The 12,236-nt window shown below is 45.7% G+C and carries 14 protein-coding genes; 1 reads left to right on the forward strand and 13 read right to left on the reverse strand.

Translation table 11 applies throughout. The annotated features are described in order from the left end of the window. Window positions 1-39: 39 nt before the first annotated feature. From ACXAFM_RS00930 to ACXAFM_RS00955, 6 genes are all read right to left on the reverse strand, one after another. A complete protein-coding gene (locus ACXAFM_RS00930) occupies window positions 40-1,092 on the reverse strand; it encodes a phosphotransferase family protein (RefSeq protein ID WP_474832786.1) in 1,053 nt (350 codons plus the stop codon). 20 nt (window positions 1,093-1,112) lie between these two features. Beyond that, window positions 1,113-2,342 carry an acyl-CoA dehydrogenase family protein gene (locus tag ACXAFM_RS00935; RefSeq protein WP_105930104.1) on the reverse strand — a complete coding sequence of 410 codons (1,230 nt, stop codon included), beginning with the start codon at window positions 2,340-2,342 and terminating at the stop codon, window positions 1,113-1,115. 11 nt (window positions 2,343-2,353) lie between these two features. After that, window positions 2,354-3,040, reverse strand: coding sequence for a histidine phosphatase family protein (locus tag ACXAFM_RS00940; RefSeq protein WP_474832790.1), 687 nt, complete (start codon window positions 3,038-3,040; stop codon window positions 2,354-2,356). 296 nt (window positions 3,041-3,336) lie between these two features. Beyond that, window positions 3,337-4,329, reverse strand: a complete 993-nt coding sequence (locus tag ACXAFM_RS00945) for an XdhC family protein (RefSeq protein WP_474832793.1) — start codon at window positions 4,327-4,329, stop codon at window positions 3,337-3,339. 27 nt (window positions 4,330-4,356) lie between these two features. Next, window positions 4,357-4,995, reverse strand: coding sequence for a DsbA family oxidoreductase (locus tag ACXAFM_RS00950; protein ID WP_474832796.1), 639 nt, complete (start codon window positions 4,993-4,995; stop codon window positions 4,357-4,359). 124 nt (window positions 4,996-5,119) lie between these two features. Continuing rightward, a complete protein-coding gene (locus tag ACXAFM_RS00955) occupies window positions 5,120-5,872 on the reverse strand; it encodes an SGNH/GDSL hydrolase family protein (RefSeq protein WP_474832799.1) in 753 nt (250 codons plus the stop codon). Window positions 5,873-5,952: 80 nt separating this feature from the next. Between ACXAFM_RS00955 and hemN the strand changes: the two genes are divergently transcribed. After that, a complete protein-coding gene (gene hemN / locus ACXAFM_RS00960) occupies window positions 5,953-7,329 on the forward strand; it encodes an oxygen-independent coproporphyrinogen III oxidase (protein WP_474832802.1) in 1,377 nt (458 codons plus the stop codon). Here hemN and ACXAFM_RS00965 read toward each other — a convergent pair. The 7 genes from ACXAFM_RS00965 to moaB all read right to left on the reverse strand — a co-directional run bounded on the left by ACXAFM_RS00965 (window position 7,316) and on the right by moaB (window position 12,232). Then, window positions 7,316-8,527: an ATP-binding cassette domain-containing protein gene (locus ACXAFM_RS00965; protein ID WP_474832804.1), complete on the reverse strand. Its 1,212-nt coding sequence runs from the start codon at window positions 8,525-8,527 to the stop codon at window positions 7,316-7,318. The two genes, hemN and ACXAFM_RS00965, sit on opposite strands and share 14 nt — an antisense overlap. A gap of 1 nt (window position 8,528) precedes the next feature. Next, window positions 8,529-9,224, reverse strand: coding sequence for a molybdate ABC transporter permease subunit (gene modB / locus ACXAFM_RS00970; RefSeq protein WP_474832807.1), 696 nt, complete (start codon window positions 9,222-9,224; stop codon window positions 8,529-8,531). A gap of 2 nt (window positions 9,225-9,226) precedes the next feature. Continuing rightward, window positions 9,227-10,366, reverse strand: a complete 1,140-nt coding sequence (gene modA, locus ACXAFM_RS00975; RefSeq protein WP_474832810.1) for a molybdate ABC transporter substrate-binding protein — start codon at window positions 10,364-10,366, stop codon at window positions 9,227-9,229. After that, window positions 10,366-10,839: a molybdenum cofactor biosynthesis protein MoaE gene (locus tag ACXAFM_RS00980; protein WP_474832812.1), complete on the reverse strand. Its 474-nt coding sequence runs from the start codon at window positions 10,837-10,839 to the stop codon at window positions 10,366-10,368. Before ACXAFM_RS00980 ends, modA begins: the two co-directional genes overlap by 1 nt. A 2-nt stretch (window positions 10,840-10,841) precedes the next feature. Next, on the reverse strand, window positions 10,842-11,090 hold the full coding sequence (locus ACXAFM_RS00985; RefSeq protein ID WP_474832814.1) for a MoaD/ThiS family protein: 249 nt from the start codon (window positions 11,088-11,090) through the stop codon (window positions 10,842-10,844). Window positions 11,091-11,249: 159 nt separating this feature from the next. Continuing rightward, the gene (moaC, locus tag ACXAFM_RS00990) at window positions 11,250-11,729 is read right to left on the reverse strand and encodes a cyclic pyranopterin monophosphate synthase MoaC (protein ID WP_474832817.1); all 480 of its coding nucleotides are present in this window, start codon (window positions 11,727-11,729) and stop codon (window positions 11,250-11,252) included. Next, complete coding sequence (gene moaB / locus ACXAFM_RS00995) at window positions 11,726-12,232, reverse strand: molybdenum cofactor biosynthesis protein B (protein WP_474832820.1); 507 nt, start codon at window positions 12,230-12,232, stop codon at window positions 11,726-11,728. The genes moaC and moaB overlap by 4 nt, the downstream gene beginning before the upstream one ends. Between the last annotated feature and the right edge of the window lie 4 nt (window positions 12,233-12,236).

Consider the following 12,236-nt stretch of genomic DNA (forward strand, 5'->3'; position numbering starts at 1 on the left):
CATATAGCATGGCAGGTCATTAAATACGTTATATGGCGTTTATTCGCTTTGGTGTATAGTTTGGTTTGCAATTTGCGCCAAAGGACGCACCATCGCGCCTAATTGCATGGCCTTCTCGCTTGACGCGTTGCCATCGTGGGCGCGCTTTACAACACCTTGTAAAATAGCGGCTAAACGGAAAAAACTAAATGCGAGGTAGAACGTCCAGTTGTTTATGGCATCAATGCCTCTTCGCTCGCAATAAGCCTTGATATATTCTTGTTCGCTCGGAATTCCCAACTGCTTTCTATCAAGCCCGCCTAATCCCGCTGCATGTGCAATATCAGAAGGAAGGCGTAGCTGCATGCACTGATAGGCTAGGTCGGCATAAGGATGTCCCAAGGTCGAGAGCTCCCAGTCTAATACAGCTACCACTTGCGGTTTGTCGGTATCAGACATATCAAACATCATGTTGTCTAATCGAAAATCACCATGAACCAACGACACTTGTCCGTCATCCTCTGGCAGGTTTGCTTCGAGGTAGTGGATAAGACTTTCAATTTCTTCAATATGCTCAAGTTCAGATGCCCGATACTGCTTTGTCCAACGGCTTAACTGACGTTCAAAGTAACTACCAGGCTTGCCATAATCACTTAACCCAGCGCTTTCAATATCAACACTGTGAAGTGCAGCCAACACACGATTCATCTCGTCATACATGGCACCGCGGGTATCAGAAGACGCTATTTCAGGTAATGCGCTATTCCAATATATTTCGCCCTCAACTAACGCCATGATGTAAAACATGCTGCCGATAACACTGGTATCTTCACACAAATGATGAGCTTTAGGCACAGGCACCTGAGAGTCTTGTAGTGCGTTGATAACGCGAAACTCTCTGTCTACCGCATGAGCAGACTTTAGTAATTTACCTGGAGGTTGGCGGCGCAAGACATACACGCCGTTATCTGTGGTGAGCTTAAACGTGGGGTTCGACTGTCCTCCCGCGAACTTATCTGCGCTTTCAACGTGCCCAATACTGGAGCACGCTGTAGATAGATAGTTGTTTAGCGCCACTAAATCAATTGCATGTGGGGCATTATCTTTTGACACACTCACTCCTTATGCACTTTTTATGCGTTTTTTTCGGCAATCAAATTACGGCCTAACTGCATCATGTGAACTTCATCAGGGCCATCAGCTAACTTAATTGTGCGTGCATAGGCGTACATAGCAGATAGCACGAAGTCTTGACTGGTGCCAGCTGCGCCATGCATCTGAATGGCTTGGTCGATAACTTTGCATGCCATACTTGGCGCTACAATTTTGATAGCAGCAATAAGATCACGAGAAATCTTATTGCCATAGCGATCCATCTTGTCAGCAGCTTTCAACGTAAGTAAGCGAGCTTGCTCAATATCACAGTGCATCTGGGCAATGTTTTCCCTAATCGACTGCTGTTTCGACAAAGGCTTTCCGAATGCTACGCGCTGTTCAACTCGCTCACATGCCATATCTAGCGCGCGCTGCGCACATCCAATAAGGCGCATGCAATGGTGAATTCGACCCGGTCCTAAACGCCCTTGCGCAATTTCGAAACCACGACCTTCACCTAGTAATAAGTTCTCAGCTGGAACACGTACATCTTCGAACAAGACCTCCGCGTGACCCACCGGCTCATCGTAATAACCCATCGCCGCCATGGGGCGAACAATAGTGACACCTTTAGTATCCATTGGGACCAAGATTTGCGACTGTTGCTGGTGACGAGGTGCATCGAAATCCGTTTTACCCATCACCACCATGATTTTGCAGTTTTCGTTCATGGCACCGCTGGTATACCACTTACGACCATTAATAACGTACTCGTCACCATCGCGCTTAATTGAGGTTTCAATGTTAGTCGCATCACTCGAAGCTACCGCAGGCTCAGTCATTGCGAACGCCGAGCGAATTTCACCGTTAAGTAACGGCTCTAGCCACTGCTTTTTATGCGCTTCATTGCCATATTTAGCGAGCACTTCCATATTGCCGGTATCAGGCGCACTACAATTAAAAATCTCAGCACTAAACAACACTCGGCCCATTTCTTCGCACAGCGGCGCATACTCGGCATTTGTCAGGCCTGCACCATAGGGCTTATACTCTTCTGGCAAAAACAGGTTCCAAAGGCCCGCATCTTTGGCTCGTTGCTTAAGCGTTTGCATCATTTCTGGCGTTTTCCAACGACCTTCACCGTTGTTCGCAGAACCACCTTCTACGGCGTGAATATATTCCTTTTCAATTGGATATACTTCTTCTTTCATAAACGCTTTTAGCTTTTCTAAAAGTGCTTGGGTCTTTTCATTATATTCAAAGTTCATAATTGCCCCATTTAGCTGTAGGTAATGGCGTGCAACCTGTCAATCACATCCAGGTGAGGTACGCTGTTGAAGTTGTTTAAGTGAACGCCCCGCGAATTAGCGAAGCATTGTGAAAAACTGGCGTTGCGTATTTGCAAGTTCATATTGATAACCGTGGCGGCATCATAGCCAAGAATGTGTTTAAGCATCATCGCGATAGCACCTCCAGAACTAACCACCAGTACCCGTTTAGCATCAATGTTTTGAAGGTGAGTAAGCATTGAATAAACGCGCTCTTCAAACTCGCTCCATGTTTCATCGAGAAGATCATGCGCTAATTCGTCTTGCGACCACGCTAGCATGGCCTTTTTAAGCAGTCGATAATACTCGGCAGGTGATGCGCCCTCTGGCACTTTCGCGTCTGGGTTGCGTGATAAATACGCTTTCGCTACGGCTTGAAAATTGAATTCGTTCAAGGCGCTGTTAACTGTGACTTCAGGAAGAGAATATCCGTTTGTAGAAATACCTTCGGCAATGCCATCTTTGGTTTCATGATGCCGCACCATATCACCAGAGAAAACCGCATCGAACTGAATATTGCGATGTTTAAAATAATCTCCAAGCCAAATGGCTTGCTGCCCACCCAATTCGCTCAGTTTGTCATAGTTCGCTTTACCAAAAGACGCTTGGCCATGGCGTACTAGATAGATGTCTGTCATACCGCTGCCTGATGTTATTAATATGTTAACTTGTCAAATCACATACTAAGGAAAACAACGTTATAAGTTTAATTGATATTTTGAATGAGTATGCATCATGTGAAACTATGTAACTTGATTTTATATCACGGTGCATCGCTTAAACGCCCCACCTTGTTAAACGTTGGGAGGAAGGTTATTTTGTTGAACCTATAACGAGAGATTAGGTTGCGTTCAACTTTATCGGAGAGAAATAAGGCCGAGCTATTGAGGAACAGTTGCATCAAGAACATTGATGCAACATTAAAAGGGTGTGCTTAACGTTTCAGGTGCGTAGGCTTCGTATGAAATACTGCGTGGCATTGCGCTATCACAGACAGAGCAATGTGCTCAGGAAGTTCTCCACCAATATCAAATCCAGCGGGGCTGGCAAAGTATTGCGTAAAGTTAGTATCGCTAAGCCCAGCTAAATCCATAATTTCTTGCTTGCGATGAAGCGGCCCAAGCATTGCCGTATAAATTAGCGACTGCGTACTGAGCAACTGAAGTGCTTTGGCGTCAATCTCGCGGTGATGAGACATGAGCACCGCCGCTTGAATATTGTGTTCGTTAAGGTGTAAACGCACCCCCTCAGTGGTCGGGTCGTCGATTAAATAATTAACCTCGGGGAAGTGTTCAACTCTCGCTTGGGCAGGCCGCGGGTCCCAAAGACTGACCAAATAACCTTGCGAACTGGCAAGCTTCGTCATAAAAGTAGCATCGTAACCACCACCAACAACAAGTATGTGAATGGGCGGCATCATCAAAACAGATAAGCTGCGCTTTCCGCCGAAGGTGTCCAACACAGCTTTTCTGGGAGAACCCGCATTGTCTTCCAATACCTTACACGCACCTTCTGACCCATCTACCGCAACATTCCACTCACATACGAGGCCCTTCGATAGAGTCTGGCTTACTTCATCCAGATACAGGTAGTTATTGCCTTTGTTGACTGGTACAAGCGCCAAATGCACAACGCCTCCGCAGCCTACGCCCAACTTAAAAGCGATATCTTCCTCATCTTCATCATCGTAAACAGCAGTGCGGCTAACACCGTCTGTCATTACGCGCTGGGCTTTTTTTACAATATCACTTTCTAAGCAACCTCCGCTTAGAATACCTAGTTGATGTCCAGCATCACTGAACAACATCATGGCTCCCGCTTTGCGATAGCAAGAGCCTTCGGTTTTAAAAATGAAACCCAGCACCCACTTGTGCTTGTCTTTTAGCGGAAGCCATTGCGCTAGCAAGTGGTTCACATGATTACTCATAACTACCTCAAACCCCGTTAAACCTGTTTACTGCTGTCTTGCTGCTTGGGTGATAAATGCGGCAAGAGTTGCTGGCTCTTGGGCACCGGCTATTCCTTGGTTGCCTATTACGAACGTGGGTACGCTTTGAATACCCCGCTGCATCCAAGTCGCTTCCTCTTCGCGCACTGCTTGTGCGTATATACCGTTTTGAAGTACCTCTTCAACTTCTCCCCCATCAAGACCTATTGCGTCAGCAATCTCGACCAACACTTTTTGATCATTTACATCTTTTCCATCAGTGAAATACGCTTTAAACAAGCTCAGTTTCATCTCTTCTTCAAGGCCCGTTTTTGCCGCTAAATGAATAAGTTGATGGGCTTTGAACGTGTTTTGCATACGCGAATCGTCAGTAAAGTTGAACGCAAACCCCAACGCCTCGCCCGCTTCAACAAGGCGAGCTCGGTTATCAGCGCTTTGCTGTTCGCTAATGCCATACTTTTCCATTATATGCTCGCGCAGATTTTGCCCTTGTTCTGGCATATTAGGGTTCAGCTCGAATGGGTGAAACTTGATATCCACCTCAATATTATCGAGAGTTTTTATTGCTTCTTGTAATCGCTGATACCCAACAATGCACCATGGACACACTACGTCGGATACCATATTTACTGTTACTTTTTGCATAAAAACTCCCCTTTTAGAACCCATTTAGCCGTGTTCTCTTTGTGTTCACTGACTTAAGCCACTGTAGATAAGGTTACAAAAAGAAACTTCAACCCTGTGTAAGATTAATATACGTATCGGAAAGCTAAGATGATCGAAATCGCGTTAGCGCTGACCGCGCCCAAATATCATAGCCTTTGGAAGATGGATGGAAGCCATCCTCTGCCATCAAGCCGCTTTGTTTTACCTCTTTTGCGCTTCCGCCTAGCTTTAGTGCACTAATATGAAGCACTTCAGAGTTCGGGCAGTTGGCAATACGTTCTTCCATCACTTTATTTAGCAAAAGCGCTCTAAAGCCGAGTAGACCTCTCAGAGGTTGGGGCAAAGCCGGAAACGCATGTATAGGAGGCAATGCGGTAAACAAAATATTTTGGCAGCCAAACTTTTGGCTTAAAAGAGAGTCGATTGCCGAGATGTTGTATCGCCAGCGTTTTAACGAAACAAATTTGGTAACATCATTAACCCCAATGGAAATGAGCGTTGTTGAAAAGTGTTGCTTTGGTAATTGTTGTAAAAGGTTAAGTACGTCTTCACTCTTATAGCCTGTTTTAGCGTGCAACAAAACACGGGTTGGACCGTGTTGTGAAAGGTTTGAGTAAATCAGCCCACTTAACGCCCCTTCTTGCGTTGCCGCCCCTACACCTGCTGCAGCCGAGTCCCCAATGACTAGTACGTTGATTTTCGGTGCTTCTTTTTCATTTATTGAACAAAGCACCCTGTCTCCGCTAGGCTCTGGCAACACGGTAGTTTTTCTTCGTACCCATAACGCTTGTAAGAAAATGATTGGAAGCAAAAGAGCAATTGCGGCGTTTAACAATAAAACTTTGAAATAGATCAATTTCTTCCCTTAGCCAATACGATATGCTCAACATGTTTCGCTTAATAGGCGCTAGGCCACCTCAATAGGGTATATAAAAAATGAACACCAATGCTGTAAAGCAAAGCCACGACACATCTATTGTAAAAAAATATGCCCAACACGCCCCGCGCTATACATCGTACCCTACGGCACTTAAATTCGAACCGTTAGAAGAAGATATATACCCACAAGCACTAGCTGTTTCCAAAGCGCCAGCCGTAAGTTTGTACGTACATATCCCTTTTTGCAAAACGCTTTGTTATTACTGCGGGTGCAACAAATTAGTCACTCGCCACAATGAAAAAGCCGACGACTACTTAGACTACCTAGAGAAAGAAATTTTGTCTAAGCGTTATTTAGCCGAGGGCAAGCGCGTGGTTTCGCTGCACTTAGGGGGTGGCTCACCCAGTTTTCTGAGCGAAATACAGCACACATTTTTGATTTATCTTTTAAAGAAGCATTTCACGTTTGAACTAGGTGCGGAGCTGTCTATTGAACTAGACCCTAGAAACGTGGACAGTGCCTATTTAAAGTGCCTTAGAAGCTTAGGCTACACCCGCATAAGCTTTGGCCTTCAAGACACCGACTACAATGTGCAGAAAATAATTAACAGAGTACAAAGCACGTCACATATTGCTAATTTGGTGTTTGAAGCACGCACGCTAGGCTTCGATTCAGTAAACTTAGATCTCATTTATGGACTGCCGAACCAAACCCTAGAAACGTTTAAATCGACTATAGGTGCAACGAAAGCCATGATGCCCGATCGTATCTCACTTTTTAGTTACGCTCATTTACCTGAACGATTTGCGGCGCAGCGAAAGTTTGCAGAAGAAACACTGCCCAGCAGTGAAGAAAAAGCGGCGCTTTATACCCTTGCGGTAAATAGCTTTACTGGCGTGGGATATGAGATGATTGGCCTTGATCATTTTGCCTTAAGCAATGACGCGTTGGCCATTGCCAAAAATAAAGGCGAGCTTCACCGAAATTTTCAAGGCTATACACTACGAGGCGATACTGACTTAATTGGGGTCGGCGTATCGGCTATCAGTACAATTGGTAATGCCTTTGCACAAAATGCGAAAGATTTAAAAGAGTACTATCAGCGATTAGACAACCATTTGCCTTCAGCCAAGGTTGGGCTCTCACTAACGCAAGACGACCTTATTCGCCGAGACGTGATATCAAGCTTGATGTGCAACTTGTTCCTAGACAAACAGCAGATTTCAGATGAGCATCACATCATCTTTGATGAGTATTTTTCACAGTCATTGGAAGACTTAGCAGGGCTACATGAAGATGGCCTTGTTGAAATTACGCCTAAGTGCATTAGTGTTCCCGAATCAGCGCGTATTTATATACGTGCTATTTGCGCTCGATTCGATGCCTATCTCAACGTGGGTGAAACACTCGTCAACTACTCTAAGGCAATTTAAATCTGGCTATTATCTGCATCCCCGTTTCAAGGTGAAGGCGCGTTAAAGAAAGATGGCTAATACTGGCATAAAGCGTTTGGTTGGTGTTTATAACGTTAAGCTTTAGCAGCACCTTAGCGCTGTGAGTTTTGCCTTGCTGCGTTTGGACGATTTGAGGTTCGCTTTTGGTAGTGGTTAGCGTTGTAGATACAGGGTTAATGCTGGATATAACGCAAGGCAGCGCATTTAAAATGCTAATTGTGCTGGCATTACCAAAATCAGTAATGTTGGTGTCGATACTGACATCACAGGCCTTAACCGCGAAACGGGCAGATAGCTGTTCACTGCCATGTTGGGGGAAATACGATACAGATTCCTCACTTGCATAAATCTCGTGCCCCGCTACTAATATCAGCACTATTCCGTTGACAGCTTGACTATTGTCATGGGTCAAAATTGCTGAGCCGTATTGACCTTCTTGCCTGTCGCTGTAGGGGTTGAGATTGTTACCGGCATTTTGGTTCTGGTTATTACTGTCTCTTTTGTGTGGCGTGGCTACCGCCTCTCCCTCAAGCACGCTAGAGGGTGTTGTAAAGCTCTCTCGTTCGAACACTCGAGCCAGCACATCCCGCGTTGGGCCACAGAGCTCAGCGCGGCCGCGCTCGATGTAAATCAACTCATCGCTGAACAAGGCAAGATCATCTAAGTCGTGAGAAATCACAAAGCAGGTAAGCTGGCCCGACACACACAAATTTTTCAAAAACTGATAAATTTTACGACGGGTAAAGACATCAATGGCGCTTAACGATTCATCGAGTAATAGCACATCTGGCCCATTGACCAGCGCTCGCGCAATCGCGACTCTCTGCGCTTCACCACCAGATAGTGCATGAATCGGCTTATCGATTAAATGTTCACAATAGCAACCGCGCAAACACGCATCGATAGGCATTGCATTAGGGCTAGCGTGACGCTGCGCTAAGGCTAAATTACCCCGAACATCGGTATGAGGAAACAACATAGGCTGCTGAAACACGATACCGACTTTTTGAGACGGCCATGGTGTTTCGACCTTTGCGCTTTTTTCCACGCCAGCAAGCGCCCGAAACAAGCTGCTTTTGCCCGCACCTGATGGACCGGTAACTCCGATAAAACGGCTTTCTGGTTGCAGTGAGATTTGTGCATCAATGCGATTTGGTAAACGCGCTGATATTCTCATGTTAGCGGCCTTCTTCACTACGAGTAACGCCATTAAAGCGATACAGTGCCGCGAGCATTAGGAATGAAAATACCAAAAGGGCAATAGAGAGGTTATGAGCGCTGTCGTATTCCAACGCCTCTACCTGTTCATAGAGCGCTATAGACAGTACTTGGGTTTCCCCTGGAATGTTACCGCCTATCATTAGCACCACGCCAAACTCACCAATGGTATGGGCAAAGCTTAAACCTAGCGCCACGACAATAGGCGCTTTGCTTAAAGGTAGCACTATTTTCATGAAAGCCTCGATGGGCGAAAACCCCAGGGTTTTTGCCACATCTAAATAACGATTATCTAATTGTGAAAAGCCGCTGTACAAAGGCTGTAAAGCAAAAGGAAGCGAGTAGATTACCGAACCCAGCACCAAACCTTCGAAGCTAAATGCTAAATTATTCCCGGTTAGGCTTTGCCATCCCTGCCCCAACGCACTTTGCGGTGAAAAAGCAATAAGCAGATAAAACCCAAGTACTGTTGGGGGTAGCACCAACGGCAGCGCGAGTATCGACATAACAAAAGGCTTGGCTTTGCTCCGCCAATTCGCTAAAAACCACGCTAGCGGCAATGCAATGAACAACAGCAAACCGCTGGTGATAAACGCCAGTTTTAAAGTAAGTAATATGGCTTCAAGAGTCGACGCTCCAAAGATTTCATTAAGCATATCTATTGACCAACACCAAGTGTATTCACTGGCTCATATCCCCATTCAATTAAGCTGTGCTGAACCCCTTGCGACATCAAATATTGCACAAACAGGCTAGCAGATGAAACGCCATTAGCGTCGCTTAAATTGAACTGCTTAGAAGCTTGATGTTTATTTTCCTCGCCAGGCTCTTCTAAAACATGTGGTTCACCAATCGCTATCACATCGAACAGATTCGGCGTGAGGACTGCTGCTGTTTTGCTGTTAACCACTAACGTCTGAATGATGGGTTGGTACAAGATTTCTGGCACAGGACTAATGACCGTCGTGGGGGCGACATTATTTACATCAACGGTACTCGCAAAATTAGAAGGTAAATCGAGAGCGAGCGAATACGCGACAAAGGCTCCTTTAACACTACCTGTGATATAAAACTGAAGGGTTTGTAGGACGTTTTTGCCCATTACTCTGTGTGGCAAAAATGATTGCCATAGGGATAAATTCTGCAACGTTTGCTGTGCAGCAGTGCCATAGGGCGCAAGTTTTGGATTAGCAATAGCCAACTTGTTTTGTGGATTTCCGATTAATTTAATAAGCTGCTTAGACAAACAGTCAGCACGCTGAACATTTCTTTGTTCTTTTGTCTCTCCAGCAACATGCTCGCAGCTTTGTGCATCAGACAAGTCGCCAGAATAAACAAACGCCAGCTTGCCTTTCGCATAATCCATCACATTGCTTTTGTGTACTAGGTTATTCTCCGCCAAGGCTTGTGGCCTAGCGCGATCTGCCGATAAAAACACATCGAACGTCGCACCATGTTGAATTTGCGCATACAAGGTACCGCTAGAAGACACGGTTACCGCTACATCTATGCCTGTGAGCAGGGTGAACTGCTTTGCGATGTTTCTAAGCGGTTTTGCAAAGTTTGCAGCTACAGCCACGTTTATCTTTTCATCCCGCTCAAACGCGTCAGGATAGCTCTGTTCACCGGAATTAATACCGCTGCTTTCACTTACAGGCGCATGCGTTGCTTCAAGACTGTCCGCTTGCGCTGCAAAGCTCGTAAAAGCCATGGCTCCTGTAAACAAACTAAGGCTAGTCAAAAGGAACATAAAAGACTTGTAAAAGCTTGCATGTCCCGTTGCGAAAGAAAGAGCCATTACTTTTTATGCATCCACTTGAGTGCAGCTTTATCGTCAGATGCTTTTGCCGCAACCCATTCAGATCTATCGCCCTTGAACTCTTTCTTCCATAGGGGCACAGACTGTTTAAGCATATCCATTAAATAGCTTGCAGCATCAAACGCCGCTTGGCGATGGGGGGCCGCAGCACCTACCCATACAATTTGATCATTATTATATATACGCCCTACTCTGTGCAGCGCGCCAGCACTGTTAAGTGAAAAACGATCAATAGCTTGTTCAACCAGCAGCATTAATGCTTTTTCAGTCATGCCCGGGTAGTGCTCTAATTCGATGCCGTCTATGTCGCCAGCGTTATTAAAATCTCTCACCAGTCCAGTAAAAGTAACAATAGCGCCGGTGTTACCGCAGGCCTTCTCGTCTGCCGACTGTTTTAGCCTTTCGTACAGCTCACCTTGGTCGAAGTCTTCAACTTGAACTAGCGCGAACATAGCTATCCCCCAGTCACAGGAGGAAAGAGCGCAAGTTCGTCACCGTCGCTAAGTACAGTTTCAGTATCACAAAGTTCTTGGTTTCGGGCAGTCAGCACACTGCCCTCTAATGCTAACGCCCATTTGTCGCTACGAGCTTTAAGCTGCGATAACACGGCTTCAATGGTGCTGTTGTCGCTTAAATTAAGCGTAATATTGTCTTCGCCCGTAATCTCTCGGGTTTGTGCAAATGTTTTAAGCGTTATATGCATGTTCTGCCTTTTTTATAAATTCTTAACGACGCATTGTTCGCGTGTGCTGACTGGTTTATCTTAATTTTCTGAACGACGTTAATTCTAAAACACCTTGTCTAATGAGCGCGCGAACACGTTATGCTCGTTATTTTTAAAGTGCACCTTTCTTCTTGCCCACTAGTTAGCAGACTGCCAATGGCCAGTCTTACCGCCTTTTTTCTCCAGTACCCGTACCTCTTCCATATGCATGCCAGGGTCGATGGCTTTGCACATATCAAACAAGGTTAACAGCGCCACATTTACACCAGTGAGCGCTTCCATTTCAACGCCGGTTTTACCGCTTAGCTTGCAATAGCAAGTGGCTTTAATTCGGTTTTGGTCGGCCTGAATGTCAAAATTAATATCAACCTTTGACAGTGCCAATGGGTGACAAAGAGGAATAAGATCGGCGCAGCGTTTCGCCCCTTGGATACCCGCTACTCGGGCAACGGCGAAGACATCCCCTTTTGCAATTTTTGCTTCAGAAATTTGGCGAATGACGTCTTCGCTTACGTACAAGAAGCCTTCTGCTGTGGCTTCTCGCTTGGTAACATCTTTGTTGCTAACATCTACCATATTGGCTTCGCCGCCAGCATTTAGATGGCTAAACGTACTCATGCTTCCACCAAATGCTTTACGAAGTTACACGGTCTGAAGTCGGCATCAAGCTGGCTAGAAATAATTTTTTCCCACGCTGTTCGACACGCGCCTGTTGAGCCTGGCAGGCAGAAAATAACCGTATTATTGGCGAAGCCCGCTATTGCGCGAGACTGAATAGTTGACGTACCAATCTCTTCATAGCTAATTTGACGGAATAGCTCGCCAAAGCCGTCCACTTCTTTGTCGAACAATACGCTAATGGCCTCTGGCGTTGTGTCACGGTGGGTAAAACCTGTACCACCGGTAATTAATACCGCGTGAATGTTTCTATCAGCAATCCACTTCGACACCACGGCACGCTGCTGATAAATATCGTCTTTCACCAAATCGCGATCGTAAAGGTTATGGCCAACCGAGGTAAGCGCCTCTTTCAGGTAATCTCCCGACTTGTCGTTTTCGAGGGTGCGCGTATCTGAAATAGTAAGAACGGCAATATTAAGGGGTTGGCTGACAACTGACATATGA

The sequence above is a fragment of the Alteromonas sp. ABD4_190 genome (genome assembly GCF_056160105.1).